General features: G+C 70.8%; 19 protein-coding genes. 11 read left to right on the top strand and 8 right to left on the bottom strand.

The annotated features are described in order from the left end of the window. Positions 1 to 148 precede the first annotated feature (148 nt). The 5 genes from ACGF5O_RS00385 to ACGF5O_RS00405 all read left to right on the top strand — a co-directional run bounded on the left by ACGF5O_RS00385 (position 149) and on the right by ACGF5O_RS00405 (position 5875). The gene (locus ACGF5O_RS00385) at positions 149 to 1498 is read left to right on the top strand and encodes an extracellular solute-binding protein (RefSeq protein WP_393807701.1); all 1350 of its coding nucleotides are present in this window, start codon (positions 149 to 151) and stop codon (positions 1496 to 1498) included. Next, positions 1495 to 2433, top strand: a complete 939-nt coding sequence (locus ACGF5O_RS00390; RefSeq protein ID WP_393807702.1) for a carbohydrate ABC transporter permease — start codon at positions 1495 to 1497, stop codon at positions 2431 to 2433. Before ACGF5O_RS00385 ends, ACGF5O_RS00390 begins: the two co-directional genes overlap by 4 nt. After that, positions 2430 to 3299: a carbohydrate ABC transporter permease gene (locus ACGF5O_RS00395; RefSeq protein WP_393807703.1), complete on the top strand. Its 870-nt coding sequence runs from the start codon at positions 2430 to 2432 to the stop codon at positions 3297 to 3299. The genes ACGF5O_RS00390 and ACGF5O_RS00395 overlap by 4 nt, the downstream gene beginning before the upstream one ends. Continuing rightward, on the top strand, positions 3296 to 4267 hold the full coding sequence (locus ACGF5O_RS00400) for an arabinan endo-1,5-alpha-L-arabinosidase (RefSeq protein WP_393807704.1): 972 nt from the start codon (positions 3296 to 3298) through the stop codon (positions 4265 to 4267). The genes ACGF5O_RS00395 and ACGF5O_RS00400 overlap by 4 nt, the downstream gene beginning before the upstream one ends. A gap of 96 nt (positions 4268 to 4363) precedes the next feature. Further along, positions 4364 to 5875 (top strand): alpha-N-arabinofuranosidase, encoded by a 1512-nt coding sequence (locus ACGF5O_RS00405; protein WP_393807705.1) that lies wholly within the window; start codon positions 4364 to 4366, stop codon positions 5873 to 5875. Between the two features lie 61 nt (positions 5876 to 5936). Here the strand turns inward: ACGF5O_RS00405 and ACGF5O_RS00410 are convergent, their stop codons facing one another. Further along, entirely contained in the window at positions 5937 to 8927 is a 2991-nt protein-coding gene (locus ACGF5O_RS00410; protein ID WP_393807706.1) for a beta-galactosidase, read from the bottom strand. A gap of 73 nt (positions 8928 to 9000) precedes the next feature. Between ACGF5O_RS00410 and ACGF5O_RS00415 the strand changes: the two genes are divergently transcribed. Both ACGF5O_RS00415 and ACGF5O_RS00420 read left to right on the top strand, forming a co-directional pair. Then, complete coding sequence (locus ACGF5O_RS00415) at positions 9001 to 9459, top strand: Rrf2 family transcriptional regulator (RefSeq protein WP_093503415.1); 459 nt, start codon at positions 9001 to 9003, stop codon at positions 9457 to 9459. A gap of 195 nt (positions 9460 to 9654) precedes the next feature. Beyond that, a complete protein-coding gene (locus tag ACGF5O_RS00420; protein WP_393807707.1) occupies positions 9655 to 10323 on the top strand; it encodes a DUF4360 domain-containing protein in 669 nt (222 codons plus the stop codon). Between the two features lie 18 nt (positions 10324 to 10341). On the opposite strand, the gene ACGF5O_RS00425 is transcribed toward ACGF5O_RS00420, so the two are convergent. Together ACGF5O_RS00425 and ACGF5O_RS00430 are read right to left on the bottom strand one after the other, a co-directional pair. Beyond that, entirely contained in the window at positions 10342 to 11319 is a 978-nt protein-coding gene (locus tag ACGF5O_RS00425; protein WP_393807708.1) for an AsnC family transcriptional regulator, read from the bottom strand. Positions 11320 to 11522: 203 nt separating this feature from the next. Continuing rightward, positions 11523 to 12509 carry a GlxA family transcriptional regulator gene (locus ACGF5O_RS00430; protein WP_393807709.1) on the bottom strand — a complete coding sequence of 329 codons (987 nt, stop codon included), beginning with the start codon at positions 12507 to 12509 and terminating at the stop codon, positions 11523 to 11525. Between the two features lie 41 nt (positions 12510 to 12550). Here ACGF5O_RS00430 and ACGF5O_RS00435 point away from each other — a divergent pair, with 41 nt between their 5' ends. Both ACGF5O_RS00435 and ACGF5O_RS00440 read left to right on the top strand, forming a co-directional pair. Continuing rightward, positions 12551 to 13240, top strand: a complete 690-nt coding sequence (locus ACGF5O_RS00435) for a Type 1 glutamine amidotransferase-like domain-containing protein (protein ID WP_393807710.1) — start codon at positions 12551 to 12553, stop codon at positions 13238 to 13240. Between the two features lie 55 nt (positions 13241 to 13295). Further along, positions 13296 to 14195, top strand: a complete 900-nt coding sequence (locus ACGF5O_RS00440) for an SGNH/GDSL hydrolase family protein (RefSeq protein ID WP_393807711.1) — start codon at positions 13296 to 13298, stop codon at positions 14193 to 14195. 49 nt (positions 14196 to 14244) lie between these two features. On the opposite strand, the gene ACGF5O_RS00445 is transcribed toward ACGF5O_RS00440, so the two are convergent. Both ACGF5O_RS00445 and ACGF5O_RS00450 read right to left on the bottom strand, forming a co-directional pair. Continuing rightward, complete coding sequence (locus tag ACGF5O_RS00445; RefSeq protein WP_393807712.1) at positions 14245 to 15705, bottom strand: sensor histidine kinase; 1461 nt, start codon at positions 15703 to 15705, stop codon at positions 14245 to 14247. After that, entirely contained in the window at positions 15692 to 16372 is a 681-nt protein-coding gene (locus tag ACGF5O_RS00450; RefSeq protein WP_393807713.1) for a response regulator transcription factor, read from the bottom strand. Before ACGF5O_RS00450 ends, ACGF5O_RS00445 begins: the two co-directional genes overlap by 14 nt. A 128-nt stretch (positions 16373 to 16500) precedes the next feature. On the opposite strand from ACGF5O_RS00450, the gene ACGF5O_RS00455 reads away from it, so the two are divergent. Further along, on the top strand, positions 16501 to 18054 hold the full coding sequence (locus ACGF5O_RS00455) for a hypothetical protein (RefSeq protein WP_393807714.1): 1554 nt from the start codon (positions 16501 to 16503) through the stop codon (positions 18052 to 18054). On the opposite strand, the gene ACGF5O_RS00460 is transcribed toward ACGF5O_RS00455, so the two are convergent. Further along, positions 17975 to 18472, bottom strand: coding sequence for a hypothetical protein (locus ACGF5O_RS00460; protein WP_393807715.1), 498 nt, complete (start codon positions 18470 to 18472; stop codon positions 17975 to 17977). The genes ACGF5O_RS00455 and ACGF5O_RS00460 overlap by 80 nt on opposite strands. Before the next feature lie 60 nt (positions 18473 to 18532). Here ACGF5O_RS00460 and ACGF5O_RS00465 point away from each other — a divergent pair, with 60 nt between their 5' ends. Beyond that, complete coding sequence (locus ACGF5O_RS00465) at positions 18533 to 19024, top strand: hypothetical protein (protein WP_393807716.1); 492 nt, start codon at positions 18533 to 18535, stop codon at positions 19022 to 19024. Here the strand turns inward: ACGF5O_RS00465 and ACGF5O_RS00470 are convergent. Both ACGF5O_RS00470 and ACGF5O_RS00475 read right to left on the bottom strand, forming a co-directional pair. Then, positions 18996 to 19247: a DUF397 domain-containing protein gene (locus tag ACGF5O_RS00470; protein WP_393807717.1), complete on the bottom strand. Its 252-nt coding sequence runs from the start codon at positions 19245 to 19247 to the stop codon at positions 18996 to 18998. The two genes, ACGF5O_RS00465 and ACGF5O_RS00470, sit on opposite strands and share 29 nt — an antisense overlap. Next, entirely contained in the window at positions 19244 to 20065 is an 822-nt protein-coding gene (locus tag ACGF5O_RS00475; RefSeq protein ID WP_393807718.1) for a Scr1 family TA system antitoxin-like transcriptional regulator, read from the bottom strand. The genes ACGF5O_RS00470 and ACGF5O_RS00475 overlap by 4 nt, the downstream gene beginning before the upstream one ends. Positions 20066 to 20172 lie beyond the last annotated feature (107 nt).

Below are 20172 nucleotides of genomic sequence, written 5' to 3' on the forward strand. Positions count from 1 at the left end.
GAGGAACGGCCGGGGTGCGGACCGAAATCCGTTGAAGTCTGTTCAACCCATTGACGCGCAAGCGCTTCGATTTTACGGTCCCGTTCGAAGTTACGAGCGCTATCCGAAATTTCGAACACATGGGGACTTCTACAGTAAAGGGCAGGGCATGGGACGACCTGGCCTGAATCGCAGGCAACTACTGGGCACGGCAGGCGGGCTGGCGGTCGCGGGCAGCCTCGGCTTCGCCGCGCTCGGGACCGGCGCCGACGCGCTCGCCTCCGGCGCGGACACCCGGGTGCGCTACTGGAACCTCTTCAGCGGCGGCGACGGCGCCAACATGATCGCGATGCTGGACGCCTTCCGTGAAGAACACCCCGGCATCGACGTGAAGGACTCCACCCTCCAGTGGGGCAACCCCTTCTACACCAAACTTGCCATGGCCGCCGCGGGCAACCGCGCCCCCGAGCTCGGCGTCATGCACATGGGCCGGGTCGCCGGCTTCTCCCCGGGCCGCCTCCTCGACCCGTGGGACCCGGACCTGCTCGCCAGGTACGGGGTCCGCAAGGCGGACTACAACCCCGCGCTGTGGAACCGCGGTGTCATCGACGGCAAGCTCTACGCCCTCCCGCTCGACATCCACGTACAGCTCTGCTTCTACCGCAAGGACGTCCTGAAGAAGGCCGGCCTGCTGGGCGACGACGGCCTGATGATCCCGGTCACCTCCACCGACGAGTGGTTCGACGTCCTGAAGAAGGCCAAAGCGGTCCAGAAGAAGGGCCTGCAGACCATCGGCCTGTGGACCAACGACCAGAACTTCCAGTGGTGGTTCTTCGTCGCCTTCTACACCCAGCTCGGCGGCAAGTGGTTCAACGCCGACAACACCGAGGTCCTCTTCGACACCGACAAGGCCACCCAGGTCCTGGAGTTCTTCCGCAAGCACGTCACCGACGGATACGTCATACCGGGCGCGCCGACCGGCGAACAGTTCATCAACGGCGCCCCCTTCACCTGGGAGGGCAACTGGTCGGTGCCCGTCTTCTCCGGCGCGAAGCTGGACTACGGCGCGACCCCGCTGCCGCCCGTCTTCGGCAGGCAGGCCACCCACGCCGAGTCGCACTCCTTCGTCCTGCCGCACCAGTCGGGCCGCGGCGGCGCCACCAACGAGGCCGCGCACGAACTCGCCGCCTACATCGTCACCCACGCGCTTCAGTGGGCGGCCGGCGGCCACATCCCCGCGTACACGCCGACGCTGGCCACCGCCGCCTACAAGAAGCTCACCCCGCAGAACGAGTACGCCTCCGCGATGTACCACCAGGCCACCGAGCCGAAGGTGTGGTTCGCGGGCTCCACCGGCGTCCTCGCCCAGGACCTCGGCCCGGTGGTCGTCTCCTCGACGATGGGCTCGGCCAAGCCGCCCGCCGTCGCGCAGACCATGCGGAAGCACCTGGTCAAGCTCCTCGCCTCGAAGAACCCGATGGACGGCAGGACCGCCGCGCAGGGAGGTACGGCCACATGACGACCAGCGCAGAGACCGTCGTCGCACCGGTGCGGGCGAGGACCGCCGCCGCCTCCGCGACCCTCCGCCGCAGGCAGGGCTTCCAGCACGGGGGCTGGTTCGTCGCCCCGTTCCTGGCACTGTTCGCGCTCTTCGTCGTCTGGCCGCTGCTGCGCGGGGTCTACCTCAGCCTCACCGACGCCAACATCTCCGGCGACGGCGCGAACTTCATCGGCCTCGACAACTACCGCGAGGCGCTGCACGACCGGGCGATGTGGGACGCGCTCGGCCACAGCGCCTACTTCACGCTGCTCGTCGTCCCGGCCATCACGGTGCTCGCCTTCCTGCTCGCGATGCTCGCCCACCACATCGAGCGCGGCAAATGGCTCTGGCGCCTCTGCTTCTTCGCCCCCTTCCTGCTGCCCTCCACGGTCGCGGGCAACATCTGGCAGTGGCTGTTCACCCAGGGCATCGGCCTCTTCAACGACACCTTCGGGCTCAGCACCCCCTGGCTGACCGACAAGTCGTACGCGATGCTCGCCATCGTCATCACCACCCTGTGGTGGACGGTCGGCTTCTCCTTCCTCCTCTACCTCGCCGCCCTCCAGGGCATCCCCGACCACCTCTACGAGGCCGCCAAGCTGGACGGGGCGAACGCCTGGCACCGGACGGTGCGCATCACCCTGCCGATGCTGCGCCACATCACCGGCCTGGTGATCGCGCTCCAGGTCCTCGCCTCGCTCCAGCTCTTCGACCAGGCGGTCGTGATGATGGACTTCGGCCCGGGCCCCGAGCTCTCCACCCGCAGCTTCGTCCAGTACACCCTCGAACAGGGCTTCACCAGCTACCGCGTGGGCTACGCCTCCGCGATGTCCGTCATCTTCTTCGTGATCATCGCCGCCGTCGCCCTCGGCCGGATGGCGTTGCTGCGCAACCGTGAGGAGGCCACCCGATGAGCACCCCGCAGATCCGCCTCAAGACCCCCCTGCGAACCCGCAGGCCCTGGACACCCGGCCAGATCGTCCTGACCCTCCTCGGCGTCGCCGTCTCCGCGGTCTTCGTGGCACCGATCGCCGCGGCCCTGTTCACCTCGTTCAAGTCCGAGGCCGAGGCCGCCGAGATCCCGCCGCACTGGCTGCCCGAGGTCTGGACCGGCCAGGCCTGGAAGGCCCTGTGGCAGACCGGCAACATCACCAACTGGTTCGTCAACTCCCTCGTGGTGTCGATCCTGGTGACGGCCGTCGTGGTCACCGTCGCCGCCCTCGCCGGATACGGCTTCGCCCGCACCGAGTTCAGGGGCCGGACCGTCCTGATGGGCCTGGTGATGACGGGCCTGATGATCTCCCCGGCGGTCCTCGGCGTCCCCCTGTTCACCACCGTCCAGCAGATGGGCATGGTCGACACCTACTGGGGCATGATCCTGCCGCAGTGCGCTCCCGCGGCCATGGTCTACATCCTCTACAAGTTCTTCCAGGGCATCCCGCGCGAACTGGAGGAGGCCGCCTTCATCGACGGCGCCGGGCGCTGGCGGATCTTCTTCACCATCGTCGTCCCGCTCTCCCGCCCCTCCCTCGCCGCGGTCGGCATCTTCACCTTCATCGCCTCGTGGAACAACTTCCTGTGGCCGTACATGGTGACCAACAACCCCGACCTGATGACCATGCCGAACGGCATCGCGACCGTCATGAACTCCTACGGCATCCAGTGGGCCCAGCTCATGGCCGGCGGCCTCATGGCGGGCCTGCCGCTGATCATCGTCTTCGTCTTCTTCCAGCGGCAGATCGTGGCGGGCGTCGCCCACACGGGATTGGCGGGACAGTGAGCGTACGCAGAGCGCTGACGGCCGTGGCGGCAGCCGCCCTCCTGGCCTTCCTCCCCAACGCGGCGCAGGCGGCCGAGAGCTACCCGGACCCCCTCCCCCTGACCGGCCAGCAGATCATCCACGACCCGACCGTCCTCCAGCTCGGGACCGGCGGCTACGTCGCCTACTCCACGGGCGGCGTCATCGGCGCCCGCCTCTCCACGAACCTCCGCGACTGGACCGACGCCGGCAACGCCTTCACCACACCCCCGGGCTGGTGGTACGACTACAACTCCACCGCCGACCCCTGGGCCCCCGACCTCTCCTACCGCGACGGCCGCTACTGGCTCTACTACGCGGTCTCCTCCTGGGGCACCAACCACTCCGCGATCGGCGTCGCCACCTCCCCGACCGGCCTCCCCGGCACCTGGACCGACCACGGCCCCGCCTTCACCTCCGACACCGCCGACCCCTGGAACGCCATCGACCCGGCGATCACCCGAGCCGACGGCAAGCTCTGGATGGCCTTCGGCTCCTACTGGACCGGCATCCGCATGGTGGAACTCGACCCGGCGACGGGCAAGGCGCTCCCCGGAGCCACCGTCGCCCACCTGGCCACCCGCCCCGACGCCCCCTACGCCGTCGAGGGCGCCTCGATCCTCCGCCACGGCCGCTACTACTACCTCTTCGCCTCGTACGACGCCTGTTGCGCGGGCGTGAACTCGACGTACAAGATCAGAGCGGGCCGCTCGACAACGGTGACGGGCCCGTACACGGACAGCACGGGGACACCGATGCTGGCCGGAGGCGGCGACTTGCTGCTGTCCTCCCACGGCCGCTACGTGGGCCCAGGCGGCGAATCGACATTCCGCACCCACGGCAGGACCTGGCTGGCCTACCACTACTACGACGCGACCGACAACGGCACCCCGAAGCTGGGGCTGAATCCTTTGGGTTGGACAAAGAACGGCTGGCCGAAACTTGCTTAGGGGCAGCCAACCCAGGGGCGCGGGGAACTGCGCGACCAGCCACAACGCACCCGCACCCGCCCACGATCAAGAATCACCCACCCCGAAAGGCGAAAATTGCGCACCGCCCGCTTCACCCTCGACCCCGCCTTCACCACCGGCGAAGTCAACCCCCGCCTCTTCGGCTCCTTCGTCGAGCACCTAGGCCGCTGCGTCTACACCGGCATCTTCGAACCGACCCACCCCACGGCCGACCCCGAAGGCCTCCGCCAGGACGTCCTCGACCTCGTCCGCGAACTCGGCGTCACCACCCTCCGCTACCCCGGCGGCAACTTCGTCTCCGGCTACAGGTGGGAGGACTCCGTCGGCCCGGTCGAGGACCGCCCCCGCCGCCTCGACCTCGCCTGGCGGTCGACGGAGACCAACCGCTTCGGACTCGCCGAGTACATCTCCTTCCTGAAGAAGGTCGGCCCGCAGGCCGAGCCCATGATGGCGATCAACCTCGGCACGCGGGGCGTGGCGGAGGCCCTGGAACTCCAGGAGTACGCCAACCACCCCGCCGGCACCGCCCTCTCCGACCTCCGCGCCGCCCACGGCGACAAGGACCCCTTCGGCATCAAGGTCTGGTGCCTGGGCAACGAGATGGACGGCCCCTGGCAGACCGGCCACAAGACGGCCGAGGAGTACGGCCGCATCGCCGCCGAGACGGCCCGCGCCATGCGCCAGATGGACCCGTCCGTGGAACTGGTCGCCTGCGGTTCCTCCAGCCAGTCCATGCCGACCTTCGCCGAGTGGGAGGCGACGGTCCTCGCGGAGACGTACGACCTGGTCGACTACATCTCCCTGCACGCCTACTACGAGCCCCAGGACGGCGATCTCGACTCGTTCCTGGCCTCCGCCGTCGACATGGAGTCCTTCATCGAGAACGTGGTCGCCACCTGCGACCACGTGGGCGCCAGGCTGAAGTCCCAGAAGAAGATCAACCTCTCCTTCGACGAGTGGAACGTCTGGTACACCTCGCGGTGGCACGAGATCGAGAACTCCGACGCGCGGGACTGGCCCGAGGCCCCCCGCCTCCTGGAGGACAACTACAGCGTCCTGGACGCGGTGGTCTTCGGCTCCCTCCTCATCGCCCTGCTCCGCCACGCGGACCGCGTCACGGTCGCCTGCCTGGCCCAGCTGGTCAACGTCATCGCCCCGGTCATGACGGAGCCCGGCGGCCCGGCCTGGCGCCAGACGACGTTCTTCCCGTTCGCCCAGGCGTCGCGGTACGGCAGGGGCCAGGTCCTGGACGTCCGCGTGGACTCACCGACGTACGACACGAAGAAGTACGGCGAGACGGACCTCCTGCACGCCACGGCGGTCAAGGCCGACGACGGCACGGTCACCGTCTTCGCCGTGAACCGCAGCCGGACGGAGCCGCTGCCCCTGGAGATCGCCCTGAGCGGCCTCGCCCTGACCCAGGTCACGGAACACAGCGTCCTCGCGGACACCGACCCCGACGCCCGCAACACCCTCACGGACCCGGACCGGGTAACCCCCCACCCGGCCAAGGGCACATCGCTGAACGACGGCACACTCACGGCCGTTCTTGAGCCCTTGTCATGGAATGTGATTCGACTGGCCTAAGGGCAAACGCGCCCCTCTTGGGGGCGCGGGGAACTGCGCGCTCAGCCCCCACGACCCGCAGCTAACGGCCGGGGGAGTCCACCCCCAAAACCTCCACTCCCCCGGCCGCACTCCCCAGCAACTCAAGCCGTACCACCCCAGGACCGACCTCGGATGTCCCATCCGAAAGCACGGCCAACGCCAACGTATTGGAACCCCGATTCCGCAAGATCCCGTTGGGCAGCACAAACGTATGCTGCGGCCCCACATCATTGACGTACTGCCCGAGGTTCCACCCGTTCAAGAAGATCTGCACCCGATAGGCCCGCGCCGCATCGTCCTCCAGCACCAGCCCCACCGACGCGTCCACCCCGCCCGGCACGGACAGCCGGAACCCGGTCCGGTACCAGGTGACGCCCATCCCCTTGTCGGCGCGCGGAAGCGTGACCGCCTCCCACCCGCCGTCGGCGAAGCCGGGCAGGTGCCAGCCCTCCCGCTCCCCGTACAGCCCGCCGTTGTTCTGCGGCCCCCGCACCGGATCCGGTGCCACCGCCCCCTGGATCCGCCAGCTCACCTTCGGCGAGGCGCCCTTGAAGGAGACGGCGGTCAGCCCGCGCGCCACCTTGTGGGTGTCCAGCGACCCGCCGTCCATGTCGTGCTGCATCCGCCGCACCAGCACGGACAGCACGTGCCCGGCCTTCTTCAGCTGCTTCTTCCTCAGCCCGTCGGCTGAGGACGCGGTGAACTCGGCCGTGGCCGCCCAGCTCCCCTTGCGTACCGTCTTCGCGTCCGGCACCGGCATCCGGTGCGAGCCCAGCGGCACCCCGTCCAGCCAGGCCATCAGCATGCCCTGGGTGCCGGTGCTGTAGGCGAGCGAGACCGACTCCAGGTCCGACAGGTCGCCCTCCACCCGCCCGCGGTACCAGACGTCCCCGTAGTGGAAGCCGTAGTCGTCGGCGAAGAGCACCGGCTGACCCGCCGGGACGGCCGTCGTGCTGAACGACGTCTTCCTGTCGGCGGCCTGCCATGCCGAGTCGTCGAAGCCGGCCGCGGCCTCGGGGTTCTCGGTCCTGCGGCGCCAGCCGGTGAGGACCGGCAGCGCCGGGCGCGGTGCCGCCGGCATCTCCGACAGGGCGACCAGGCTCTCCGAGACGGTCACCCGGGTCGGTACCGGCTGCCCGTTCCAGGTGACCGAGGTGATCCCGCGGGGCCCCCAGACCTCCACGCCGCTCGTCCCGACGATGTCCCCGGTGAGCTGGACCGCCGACCCGTCGAGCTTCGCGTGGCGCAGCAGCGCGGGGCCGTAGACCAGGAGCGTGCCGGACGGGGTGTCGTACGGGAACAGCCGGACGGAGGTCGCGTCGTCGGCGAAGAGGAGCAGCAGCGGGGTGTCGGACTCGCCGCGCTGGACCAGGACCCGGGTGAGTCCGCCCTGCCCGAGCGGCGCGGTGACGTGCAGGACGCCCTGGTCGTAGACCCAGGCCGCCTCGGCGTCGAGGCGCTGGACGAACGGCTCGGTCGGGCACTCCAGCACGAGGTGTGCCATCTCGCCGTAGCGGCCGGTGAACAGGGCGATGTCCTGGCGTCCCGCGGTGAGCACGAACATCGGCTGGGCGGTGCAGTAGCGCAGCCTCCGCTTGCCGAGGGAGAGGCCGGTGGTGATCAGCCGGGCGTCGTGGGCCGCGACGGTGAGGTCCACGTCGTCGCCGTCGGCGGTCCGCAGCGTGGAGGTGACCTCTTCGGCGCCGTCGTTGCGCAGGACGTAGACGTGCGCCTGGGTGTCGGGGTTGGTGAGGTGGTACGCCTTCAGGCCGGCCACGTGGACGTCGGCCGCGCGGTCCAGTTTCGCGAAGTCCGGGACGCGTTGCAGGAGGTGGCCGAGCTGGTGCATCGGCGCGATCTTCGTGGTGACGTTGCGGGCCTCGTCGATGGCGGCGCCGTAGTCGTACGACGTGTAGACGACCGGCGCCGGCAGCCAGCCCCAGGTGGTGCCGCCGTAGGTCATGTAGACGTTGTGGAGGGTGAGGCCGTTGGCGAGGTTGGTGAGGTAGAAACGGCGTTCGTAGGCCGCGTCCCGGGTGCGCCGGGACTCGGCGTAGCCCTTGCCGCCGAACTCGACGCCGCCCCACGGGTCGAACCAGCCGCCCCCGTACTCGGGCACGAACCCGGGCGTGCGCGGGCTCGCGGTCGCGCCGCCCTTGAGGCCGCCGATCCCGAAGTCGCCCCAGTCCGGCGGGGGCTGGGAGGGCGAGGGGTAGCCGTCGAAGCCGTACAGCCACTTGCCCTTCTCGCCGCCGGTGTCGAAGGAGCCGGGGATCCAGTAGCCGTTGCGGCCCTTGTCGTTGTGGAAGAGGGGGACGTCGATGCCGTCGGCCCGCACCTTCTTGTAGAGGTGGGACATGTAGGCGGGGCCGCTGGGGTCGGTGACGTGGCCGTCGTACTCGTTCTCGATCTGGTAGAGCAGGACGGTGCCGCCGCCGTCGGTGTGCTGGTGGCGGCGGACGATGCGGTTGACGGCCGTCAGCCACTGGTCGACGTGGCCGAGGTAGGTCGGGTCTGTGCCCCGGGCGGCGCCCGCGGTGGCGGTGAGCCAGCCGGGGAAGCCGCCGGCGTCGACCTCGGCGTTGATGTAGGGGCCGGGGCGGACGATGACGTACAGCCCGGCCTCGGCGGCGGTGCGCAGGAACAGGTCGAGGTCGCGGACGCCGGTGAAGTCGTAGGTCCCGGGCGCGGGGGAGTGGTAGTTCCAGGCCGCGTAGATGCTGACGGTGTTGTAGCCGTGCGCCCGCATCTTCTCCAGGACGTCCCGCCACAGGGACGGGCTCGGGAGGCGGAAGGGGTGCATCTCGCCGGACCAGACCACCAGCCGCCGCCCGTCCACGACGAGGGAGTACTGGTCGTAGCCGATGGTGTGCCGGCGGCCGTCGGCTCTCGGCGCGGCCGGTGCCGGGCCGGTCGGCACACTGCGTGCCGCGTAGGCCGCGGGCGCCCCGGGGCCGCCGCTGCCGCCCAGGGCGAAGCCGAGCGCGGTCGAGCCGGCGAGGGCACTGAAGGTACGTCTGCTGAGCGCCAAGGGATCCTCCCGGGCGATCTTACGGGGCGCGGGTGCGGCCATTGTCCACGGGAGGACGCCCCACAATGGACGCATGAGGATCTCGGCACGAGCGGATTACGCGGTACGGGCGGTTCTGGAGCTCGCCGTACGGCAGGGGGAGGGCCCCGTGAAGGCGGAGGAGATCGCCGGCGCCCAGGACATCCCGCACAAGTTCCTTGAGGGAATTCTGGGTGACCTCCGGCGCGCCGGGATCGTCGACAGCCGGCGTGGCGGGGGCGGCGGCTACCGGCTGGCCCGGGAGGCGTCCGCGATCACCGTGGCCGACCTGATCCGCGCGGTGGACGGCCCGATCGTCTCGGTGCGCGGCGAACGCCCGACGGGCCTCGCCTACACCGGCACCGCCCAGCCGCTGCTGCCCCTGTGGATCGCCCTGCGCGCCAACGTCCGCAGGATCCTCGAAGGCGTCACGGTGGCGGACATCGCGGCGGACGCCCTGCCGGAGCCGGTCCGGGCCCTGGCGGCGGAACCGGCGGCCTGGGAGAACCCCTGAGTCTTCGCCGGGGTGTGAAATCCGGGACTGTGAATGGCCGGAGTTCGCCCTGACCGGTTCGCGTGGGGGTTCCTACGATGCGAGCGCCCCGGCCTTCACAGGAAACACACAGTTTCTTCAAAGGTGAACCAAGAAGCTGAGTCCCGGACGGCCGCGGGTGCAACCCCCCACTCGAATCACCGAACCGGAGAAATCATGGGACCCAGGAGACACGGACTCCTGCTCGGCGGAGCGCTGGCCGCGCTGCTCACCGCCGGGCTGCCCGCTCAGGCCCAGGCCTCGTCGTCGCCCGTCTTCGACGACCCGCCGCCGGACAAGATCGTCATCAACGTCGCCACGGTGAACGGCTCCGGCTGTCCGCAGGGGACCACGGCCGTCGCCGTGTCCGAGGACAACGAGGCCTTCACCGTCACCTACAGCGCCTACCTCGCCCAGGCCGGCGGCAACTCCGACCCGACCGCCTTCCGCCGCAACTGCCAGCTCAACCTGGTCGTCCACGTGCCGGGCGGCTTCACCTACGCCATCGCCAGCGCCGACTACCGCGGCTTCGCGTCGCTCCAGCCGGGCGCCACCGGCACCCAGCGGGCCTCGTACTACTTCCAGGGCTCGTCGAACACGGCCGCCGCGAGCCACCCCTTCAGCGGCCCCTACAACGACAACTGGCAGGCCACCGACACCACCGACTGGGCCCAGCTGGTCTGGGCGCCCTGCGGGGTCCAGCGCAACTTCAACATCAACACCGAGCTGCGGGTGAGCGCCGGCAGCGCGAACCCCGGCAAGGTCAGCTTCATGACCATGGACTCCACCGACGGCGAGATCAGCACCGTCTACCACCTGGCCTGGAAGCAGTGCCCCGGCAAGTAGTCCGCAGCCGGTCGGCGGTCACAGGCTCCCGGGCCGGACCAGTCCGGTCCGCTTGACCCCGGTCAGGATGGGCGTGACCTCCATCGTGGAGACGTGCTCCAGGGCACCGATCGTGTCGCTCAGGAAGAGGTAGAGCGCGTCGAGGTCGGTCGCGGCGACGGCCACGAGCAGGTTGGCCGAGCCGGTGGTGGCCGAGGCGAACCGCACCTGTGGATGGCGGCTCAGCCGCCGGCCGGTCTTCTCCAGACCGCCGGGGGCGACCGTCATCCACAACAGCGCCTCGGTACGGATGCCCAGCCGGGCGAGATCGACCTCGGTCGCGAGCCTGAGGACCGTGCCGCCCGCCAGCGCCTCCAGGCGCCGGCGGGCGGTCAGGGCACTGACCCCGGCGCGGCGGGCGAGGTCGGTGTAGGAGGCCCGGCCGTCCTCGACCAGCCCGGCGACCAGCCGGTGGTCGGCGGGGGTGAGCGCGGGGCGCGGGGCGGCCTGCGGCGGCTCCGGGCGCAGACCGGCCAGCTCCGCCTCCGACAGCAGGCCGCCGCTCCAGTCGAAACCGGCCTGGAAGACCCGCAGCAGCGCGTGCGAGGTCCACGACTGCACCGCCGCGGTGGCCGGCAGGTCGCGCAGCAGCAGGTTGTTGCGGGCGTCCGGCCCGTCCAGGAACAGGATCGTGCAGATCTCGTCGCCGCCGCCGAGGACGTCCACCCAGATCGTGTCGGGGCGGCGGGCCAGGGTGGCGGCGATGGCGCCGATCCGGTTGGGCTTGCACCGGATGCGCAGGGCCAGCGGGATCAGGTCGGGGAAGCACACCGGGTTGCGGACGGCCGTGGCCCGCAGCGTGCCGTCGTGGTAGAGCGGCGCCGCCCGCCGCACCACGGTCCGCTCCGAGATCCCGAGGACCCGGCCGACCGTACGCCAGGAGGCACGCGGCGAGGCCAGCATCGCGGCGGCGATCCGGCCGTCGGTCTCGTCCAGCTGCTGCCGCGCCTTCTCCATACGCACGGATGATATGACCCACATTCTCGACCGGCGGCCCGCTCTCCGGCTCGTCTCCACGCCCCCGGCGAGGAGCGGAGACATCCCGGCCCGGTGACGACGGCCCCGCCCCTGGTGCGGTCCGGTCCGGTGAGGCCGCCGCCCTCGCGGCGACCGCGGACGCCCCGGGCGCCGACGCGGGCCGGCGCGCCCGCGCCCGCCGCTCAGGCCTTGCTCACCGCCGTGGCCCGGAACGTGTTGCGGTAGGCCTGCGGGGAGACGCCGATCGACGCGTGCAGGTGCTGCCGCAGTGACGTGCCGGTGGCGAAGCCGACCTCGGCGGCGATGCGGTCGACCGACAGCTCGCTGGTCTCCAGGAGGTCGCGGGCGCGCCGTACCCGCTGCTGGATCAGCCAGCGCCCGGGGCTGGTCCCCGTCTCCTCCTGGAACCGGCGGGCGAAGGTGCGCCGGCTCATCCGGGCATGCTCGGCCAACTCCCGCAGCGCGAGCGGCCGTTCCAGGTTCTCCAGGGCCCACGCCCGGGTGGCCGCCGTGCCCGTGGCCCCCTCGTCCGGCACCGGCAGTTCGATGTACTGCGCCTGGCCGCCGTCCCGCCACGGCGGTACGACACACTGCCGGGCCACGCTGTTGGCGACCGCGCTGCCGTGGTCGGAGCGCACGACGTGCAGGCACACGTCGACGCCGGAGGCCGCGCCCGCCGAGGTCAGGACGTCACCGTCGTCGATGAACAGCACGTCCGGATCCAGGTCGACGTACGGGAACATCCGCCGGAACCGCGGCGCCAGCGCCCAGTGCGTCGTCGCCGGCCGCCCGTCGAGCATCCCGGCCGCCGCGAGCGCGAACGCCCCCGTGCAGATGGAGACGATCCGGGCCCCGGGCCGGATCCGCGCCAGCGCGGCGGCGACCGGTCCGGGCAGCTCCTGCGTGATCCGCGCCATGTCGTACGGCGGTACGACCACCGTGTCCGCGCTCTCCAGCGCCTCGGGCCCGTGCCCGACGGTGACGGTGAAGTCGGCGCTGGTCGCCACCGTACGGTCCGCCGTCGCCGCGCACGTCACCACGTCGTAGGCGCCGGGCACGCAGGGGAAGACGCGGTTCGGGATCCCCAGCTCGAAGGGGTAGACCCCGTCGAGGGCGAGCACGACGACCCGGTGCGGGCGGGTGGGCAGGAAGTCGATGTCGGCGGACATGGCACGATTCTATCGCTCACCGCCTATCCTGCCATCGAACGGTGACCCTACCCAGCGGGGGTTCGATGAAGCTGCTCCTCACCGACTCCGGTGTCCGGAACGAAAGCATTCTGGCGGCACTGGTCGAGCTCCTCGGCAAGCCCGTCGCCGAGGCCGACGCCCTCTGCGTTCCCACCGCCGGCTACGGGGGCCCGTACGCGGATCCGGGCATGCCCTGGCGCTTCATCAGCGGACAGGCCCCCAGCCCCATGACCGGGCTGGGGTGGCGGTCGGTGGGCGTGCTGGAGCTCACCGCCCTGCCCGGCATCGACCGGGAGCGCTGGGTCTCCTGGGTCCGGGCGGCGGACGCCCTGCTGGTGAACGGCGGCGACGCGCTGTACCTGTGCCACTGGATGCGCGAGTCCGGACTGGCCGACCTCCTCCCGACGCTGCACGACACGGTCTACGTGGGGCTCAGCGCCGGGAGCATGGCGCTCACTCCCCGCGTGGGCGACTTCTTCGTCGGCTGGGAGCCTCCCACCGGCGGCGACGCCGCACTGGGACTCGTCGACTTCTCCCTCTTCCCGCACCTGGGCTGCCCGGAGAACACCATGGCCGAGGCGGAACGGTGGGCCGCCGGGATGGCGGGCCCGGCGTACGCCATCGACGCCCAGACCGCCGTCAAGGTCACCGACGGCGCCGTCGAGATCGTCTCCGAGGGGAACTGGCGGCTGTTCGAACCCGGGGCGTGAACGTGGGGCCCATTTACGGTCAAAGCGACGCCAACATCGCATCCCTGGAGGATTCGTGGCACGCTTCCGCACGCATCTGGCCCTGCTCGCCTCGGCGGACCGCCAGTGGGTCGCCCTGGGGGACTCCTGCACCGCCGGGGTCATCCCCGCCGCGGGCGACGTCTTCGAGGTCCCCCGCGACGGCTGCGAGCGCACCGACCAGTCCTACCCCCAGGTCATCGACCGCGACCTCGGCTCGCTCTTCGACCTGACCGACGTCAGCTGCGGGGCTGCCACCATCGAGAACGTCACCGACGAGGCCCAGGAGCCGGTCGGCCGTCACCTGCCGCCCCTCTCCGAGGACCCGGACTACCCCTTCCCCGCGGTGCCGCCGCAGTCCGCCGCGGTGGGCCCCGGCACCGACGTGATCACCGTCGGCGTGGGCGGAAACACCCTCGGGTTCGCCGGCATCCTCGCCAAGTGCCCGGAGCTGGGCCAGGGGAGCGGCGGTGTGGGCACCCCGTGCAAGGACGCCCTGGCCGCCGGCATCCCGGCCCGGCTGCACAAGGTGAGCCAGGAGTACGACCGGATGCTCACCGTGCTCCACGAATGCGCCCCGCACGCGAAGATCCTGGCCGTCGGCTACCCCACCATCGTCCCCAAGGACACCTCCAAGTGCCGCTACAACGACCTGACGCAGTTCGGCGCGATCACCCGGCGAGACCTGGACTGGCTGCGCCAGGACGTCCTTGAACCCCTCAACAGGACCATCGAGAAGTCGACCGGCACGCAGGAGGCCGCGAGCTTCGTCGACCTCTACGACTCCTCCCAGCACCACAGCGTCTGCGACTCGGGCAAGTGGGTGGAAGGGTTCATCACCGCCCCGGACCAGCTGTCCTTCGTGCACCCCAACGCCCACGGCCACCGCAACGCCGCCAACCACGTCGAGGAGGCGATGCCGAACACCCTCGGCTGAGCCGACTCGCGGTGATCTCCGAGCCGCGCGGGCCGGGCGGTGACGCGCGTCATCTCCCGGCCGGCGCGGGGGCTCGGGGAAGGCACAGTTGGAAGCACGCTCCGAGGGTCTGAGGGGTGAGGGTGAGGGTGCCCCGGTGGCGGTGGGCCAGGTCGCGGGCGATGGCGAGGCCCAGGCCGGTGCCGCCGTGGTCGCGGGAGCGGGCGTCGTCGAGCCGGACGAAGCGTTCGAAGACGCGCTCGGCGTCCTCGGCGGGCACGCCCGGTCCGTCGTCGTGCACCGTGAGGACGACCCGGTCGTCCTCGTTCCGGACGGTGATCTGGATGCGGTGCGCGGCGTGGCGGGCGGCGTTGTCGAGGAGGTTGCGCAGCAGCCGTTCGTATTCGTCGGGGTTTCCGTGCGCGTGGGCGGGAGCGGTGCTGTCGCAGGTGAGGGTCAACGGTCTTTCGGGAAGGGGGTATTGCTCGGTCAGCCGGGTGGCGAGGGCCGTCAGGTCGACGAGTTCGGCGTCCGCCGCGGGGGCGCGGGTGTCGAGGCGGGCCAGGAGCAGCAGGTCTTCGGCGAGGGCCTGGAGGCGGCGGGTCTGTCGTGCCGCGGTGGTGGCCGCGGCGGGCCAGTCGGTGCGTTCCGGGTAGGCGAGTGCGACTTCCAGGCTGGCCAGCAGCGTGGTGAGGGGGCTGCGCAGTTCGTGGGCGGCGTCCGCGACGAAGCGGCGTTGCCGGGCGGCGGCGTCGTCGAGGCGTTGGAGGGTGGTGTTGAGGGTGGTGGCCAGGGCGGTGAGCTCGTGTCCCGTGGCGGGGACGGTGACCCGTTCGCGGGGGTCGCTCGCGGTGACCGAGGCGGTGAGGACGCGGATGGCCTCGACCGGCCGCAGTGCGACGCGGACGGCGAAGTAGGTGGCGGCGGCGATCAGTACGAGGCCGACGAGCCCGGCCCGCAGCAGCAGGCGGTCGGTGGTCCTGGTGATCGCCTCGGCTGTTCGCGGGAGCACCACCACGTACACCCGCAGCGTGGCGTCGGCGGAGACACCCAGGGCGGCGGCTTTGTCGCCGCCCAGTTCACCGGCCCTGATGTCGGTGGTGATGACCCGATAGGTTCCGCCGGCCAGGCTGAGTCCGAGCCCGGAGTTGTAGTCGGGGTTCACCGGCAGACGGACGGAATCGGGCGCCCCCGGCCCGCTTGGAGCCGGAAGCACGTGACGGGTGCCGGGATCGAAGTCGGCCATGCCTCCGCCGTAGGCGACGGCGGCGCGTCGACCGGTCGCGACGACCTCGTACGGCACGACACTCGTCTGAACGGGAACCACACCGCCCTTCAACTGATCCTGAAGGGACCAGAGCTGGTCCAGTGCCTGTTCCTGGGCGACCCCTATGCTCTGGCGGTAGACCTCACGGTGCACCCACCAGCCGATGGCCACCAGGACGACGGCGGCGGCTGTCGCGGCGGCCAGTGCCGTGCGGGCGCGCACCGAACGCGGCCACCAGCGGCGTCGCGGCTCAGTCGCGGTCACGGTCGTCCACCAGCCGGTAGCCGGAACCCCGCACGGTCTGCAGGGACTTCCGGTCGAACGCGGCGTCCACCTTCTTGCGGAGGGCGCTGACCCGCGCCTCCACCAGGTTGGGGTCCAGGGCTTCGTCGGGCCACGCGTGATAGAGCAGATCCGATTTGGAGACCGCCTGGCCCGCCCGGCGGGCCAGCAGCTCCAGCACGGCGAACTCCCGGGGCGTGAGGTCCACCCGGGTCCCGGCCCGGCGGCAGACCCGGCCGGCGACGTCCAGCGAGAGGTCGCCCACGGCGAGGACGGGCGGGGCGACCGTGGCGGCTCGTCTGACCAGGGCCCGCAGCCGTGCGACGAGCACCAGGTAGGAGAAGGGCTTGGCCAGGTAGTCGTCGGCCCCCGTGTCCAGGGCCTCCGCCTGGTCCCAGTCCCCGTCCTTGGCGGTGAGTACCAGGATGGGGGTCGCGTTGCCCTCCCGGCGCAGCTGGGCGCAGACCTTGTAGCCGTTGAGGCCGGGCAGCATCAAGTCCAGTACGACAAGGGCGTATTCGCCGGTCCGGGCCATCCACAGTCCCTGCCGGCCGTCATGGGCGAGGTCGACGCTGTAGCCCTCGGCGGTCAGACCGGTGTGCAGGGTCCGGGCCAGGTCCACCTCGTCTTCGACCACCAGGATGCGCATGCGGTGCAGCCTCGCACAGCGCCGGCCCGCCTTCCTGATCGGCCGGTCAGGTCGGGTCAGCGTCCGGTCAACGAGGTCCCGGCACGCTGGCGGCGCTTCTTCGCCGCTGCTGAAAGGCCCTGTCACCGATGTCCGTTGCCGACCGTGCCCCCACCCTGGCCAGGACGGTCTCCCCTCCCGTACCCGCCCGTCCTCGACCGTCACCGGGCCCGGCCCGAGCCGTCGTCGTCATCGCACCCCTGTCACTGACCCTCGCCCTGGGGCTCTGGGGCATCCGCAGGCAGGACGCCATGTGGGGAGACGAGTCCGTCACCTTTCAGCTCGCGCACCGCGATCTTGCGCGGATATGGCACACCGCCCGGCATGTCGATCTGGTCCATGCCCTCTACTACGCCGTGATGCACGAGATCTTCGGTCTCTTCGGCGGCGGGCTGCTCACCCTGCGGCTGCCGTCCGTGCTGGCGATGTCCCTGGCTGCGAGCGGAGTCGGGCTGCTGGGGCTGCGCCTGGCGGGACCCCGTGCCGGGCTGCTGGCCGGGCTGGTGTTCGCGCTCCTGCCCCAGGTGCAGAAGTACGCGCAGGAAGGCCGCTCGTACGCCATGGTCTGCGCCCTGGTCACCTGGGCCACGTACGCGCTTGTGGCGAGCGTCCCGCATCGCACCCGGTGGCGGTGGGCGGTCTACGGCTCCGCCATGCTCCTGGCCTGTCTGCTTCATGAGTTCGCGGTCCTCGCCCTGGTCGCACACGGCGTCACCCTGGTCGTCTCCCGTGTGCCACGACCGGTGCTGACGGCGTGGAGCGCGGCTGCCGCGGGCGTCGTGGCCGGGCTGTTGCCGCTGGCGATCCGCAGCGCGGGACAGTCGGAGCAGGTGTCCTGGATCAGCGGACCGGTGCGGCTTCACCATTTCCTGGTCGTGGCGGTCGTGGGCGTGCTGTGTGCCCGAGCGCCCCTGGGGACGAGGGGGCCCGTGCGGCTCACCGCGCTGGCCGTGCCGCTTCTCGTGCTTCCCGGCCTTCTGCTGCTCACCGCCTCACTGGCCAAGCCCCTCTTCGTCGACCGGTACGTGCTCTACGGCAATATCGGAGTCGCCCTGCTGCTGGGCGCCCGGATGGATCACTTCCGCCGGCGGCAGCGGTCTTCCCGCACCGCGTGGATCGCGGCCGCTGCCGTACTGGCCGCGCTCGTCCCGCCGAGCCTTGCGCTGCGGACGCCCCAGAGCCGGAGCAACGACGTCACCGCCATCGGCGCCGCCGTACGCGAGGAGGGCCGTCCCGGCGACGGGCTGCTCTATCTCCCCGGCCGGCACCGGGCCTGGACCGCGGCCGACCCCGAGGACACCCGTTTCCTGACGGATCTGGCCCTGGCACAGGATCCCGTCTCGTCGGACACCTTTGCGGGCGTCGAGCTACCCGCCCGGGAGATCGCGGCACGCATGCTGGGGTTCGACCGGATCGTCGTGGTCCGCGACCCGGCGGGCGCGCACACGCCGACCGGCCCGCGGGAGGAGGCGAAGACAAGCACCCTGCGGCGCCACTTCCGGGCGTCCGGGACGATCCGTGTCAACGGGGCGCGCGTCACCGTCTATGTCCGGGACGCCCGCCTCAGAGAGGCTTGCCCAGGCGGATCCGGGTGTCGCAGCCGAGATCCTGGTGGTGTGTGGTGGAGCCCTGCCGGTACGTGAAGCGGCAGTCGGTCAGGTCCCCGTGCACGGCTCCGGTCACCTTGACCCGCGCCTCGTAGTAGCGGTCCGACTGGTCGTGCGCCGCGACCCGGATCGGACCGGTCCTGACGTCGTCCGTGGCGGTGACGGGTGACGTCCCGATGAGGTAACCGCCGTCGGCGGTGTCCACCCGGTAACCCGTGATGCGCAGCCCGGCCGGCACATGGACGATCTTCGCGTCGATGACGGTGAGCGGTTTCCCCGTCTTGTTCGCCAACGGCGGCATCGCCACCCAGTACTCGTCGCCGACCTGGGCGTGGTCGAATCCGGCGATGCCGGCCGCTTGCGAGCTGCCGTCCAGAGCCGTGCCCCCGCCGGAGCACGAGGTGAGGAGGCCGACCGTGAGGAGGGCGAGCAGGGCCCGTCTTCGATGTCTCATGCGGCGATCATCGCACCGCCGATGTGGGTGATGATGGGCAGGTCGCAAAGGGGGGAAGCAGTGCGGAATCCGGTCCGGTACGCGCGGGTGGTCGGCGGTGCCGTCGCGCTCCTCGTCGGCCTGTCCGGGTGCGCGGGGAACGCGGAACCCTGCGGCGGCGTCGGTGTGGTGGCCCAGGTCGGCGTGTTCTTCGCGCAGGACGGCTACGACGGTCTCGCCGGCGCCTCCGTCCGGCTCTGCGCGCACGGCAGGTGCGTCGAGGACCGGATACCGGCCGAGGACGTCACGAGCGTCCGTCTGCCGCTGCCGGACGACATCGGCCCCGACCTCGGCACGGTCCGCTTCCGGGTCACCCGCAAGGGCAGCAGGAAGCCCTTCATCGACGCGTCCACCGACAAGAGGCTCAGCCACCAGTCCGACGGCTGTGGCGGCGGCGCCTACAGCGGGGCGCTCGCCTTCACCAAGGAGGGCGGCCTGACCGGCACGGTTCCGAAGACCGTGTCGGACGCCTGGTTCAAGCAGGTCAGGACAGCCGCTTCCCGGCGTGCGTGAGGAAGTTGGCCCACGTGGCGGGGGAGAGGGCCAGTTGGGGGCCCTGCCGGTCCTTGGAGTCGCGGATGTGGATGGTGGTGGGGCAGGCGGCTACCTCGACGCAGTCGCCGGATGCGCTGCTGCTGTAGCTCGACTTGTGCCAGGAGAGGGCGACTTCGATGCAGTCGTCGCCGGAAGCGCTGCTGTAGCTGCTCTTGAACCACGCCAGGTCGGATGTGCTCATAGGTCCCCTCGCATCCGTTGCAACAGGCTCACGGAGTCCTGGATGGTGAGAGCCTGCGAACGCATCCTGGCATACCGCCTCTGGAGAACGCTGACCACTTTCGGGTCGGTGATCAACTGACCGCTTTCCTGGCCCTCGTTGTAGGCGTACCACCTGTTCTCGGGGGTTTCCAGCAGGCGGATCGGACCTTGTAGGCCCGAGTGCGACTCCTGGACGAGAGGCATGACCTGGATCTCGACGTTCCGGAGCCCGGAGACCTTCAGGACGTGGTCGATGAGATCCCGTGTGACTTCAGGGCCCCCTGTGCGTCGGAGGAACAGGTGCTCTTCCAGGATGAAGCTGAAGGCGGTGTTCGCCCGTTCCCGCAGCAGCTTCTGGCGTTCCGCTCGCGCAGCCCACCGCTCCTCGATCTCCGCGTCGTCCAGAGGTGGCAGTTGAGCCGCGGACAGCGCATCCACGTAGGCCTTCGTCTGGAGAAGTCCCGGCAGCATTCGGCTCTCGTACGTGTACAGCGTGATCGCCGTCGTCTCCATCCGCGCCCACCGCCGGAACCAAGCCGCCAACCCCGGTTGCCGGGCCACATGCCCCGCCGCCCGTCGTAAGGCCCCCGTGTTGCCGAGGGCCTCCTCCGCCGCTTCCACGAAGGACTCGTCCGGCATGCGGCGGCCCAACTCCACGGATGCCACCGTGTGTTTCGAGAACCGCACCCGCTCGCCGAACTCCTCCCTGCTCAGCCCCGCGTGTTCGCGCAAGGCCTGGACCACCGCCCCGAAAGTCCGCAGACTGTCCGACGACTCCGGCTCGACTCCGTCGCCCACGTAGGCCACCTCCCGGACCCATGGTCACGGAAGGTGACCAGTACAGTCCAGTCGGTCACCGAGTACGCGCGCGGGGAGTACACGGCCGGGACCTGGAGAACCGGCTG

Origin of the sequence: Streptomyces sp. NPDC048291, from assembly GCF_043201715.1 — a bacterium.
Taxonomy (GTDB): domain Bacteria; phylum Actinomycetota; class Actinomycetes; order Streptomycetales; family Streptomycetaceae; genus Streptomyces.

Bases quoted from the DNA above. Each gene is read 5' to 3' on its own strand.
- ACGF5O_RS00470 (WP_393807717.1), bottom strand. From the start codon at position 19,247: ATGAGCACATCCGACCTGGCGTGGTTCAAGAGCAGCTACAGCAGCGCT.
- ACGF5O_RS00415 (WP_093503415.1), top strand. From the start codon at position 9,001: ATGAGGATCTCGGCACGAGCGGATTACGCGGTACGGGCGGTTCTGGAG.
- ACGF5O_RS00420 (WP_393807707.1), top strand. From the start codon at position 9,655: ATGGGACCCAGGAGACACGGACTCCTGCTCGGCGGAGCGCTGGCCGCG.
- ACGF5O_RS00430 (WP_393807709.1), bottom strand. From the start codon at position 12,509: ATGTCCGCCGACATCGACTTCCTGCCCACCCGCCCGCACCGGGTCGTC.
- ACGF5O_RS00390 (WP_393807702.1), top strand. From the start codon at position 1,495: ATGACGACCAGCGCAGAGACCGTCGTCGCACCGGTGCGGGCGAGGACC.
- ACGF5O_RS00450 (WP_393807713.1), bottom strand. From the start codon at position 16,372: ATGCGCATCCTGGTGGTCGAAGACGAGGTGGACCTGGCCCGGACCCTG.
- ACGF5O_RS00460 (WP_393807715.1), bottom strand. From the start codon at position 18,472: ATGAGACATCGAAGACGGGCCCTGCTCGCCCTCCTCACGGTCGGCCTC.
- ACGF5O_RS00425 (WP_393807708.1), bottom strand. From the start codon at position 11,319: ATGGAGAAGGCGCGGCAGCAGCTGGACGAGACCGACGGCCGGATCGCC.
- ACGF5O_RS00395 (WP_393807703.1), top strand. From the start codon at position 2,430: ATGAGCACCCCGCAGATCCGCCTCAAGACCCCCCTGCGAACCCGCAGG.
- ACGF5O_RS00385 (WP_393807701.1), top strand. From the start codon at position 149: ATGGGACGACCTGGCCTGAATCGCAGGCAACTACTGGGCACGGCAGGC.
- ACGF5O_RS00455 (WP_393807714.1), top strand. From the start codon at position 16,501: ATGTCCGTTGCCGACCGTGCCCCCACCCTGGCCAGGACGGTCTCCCCT.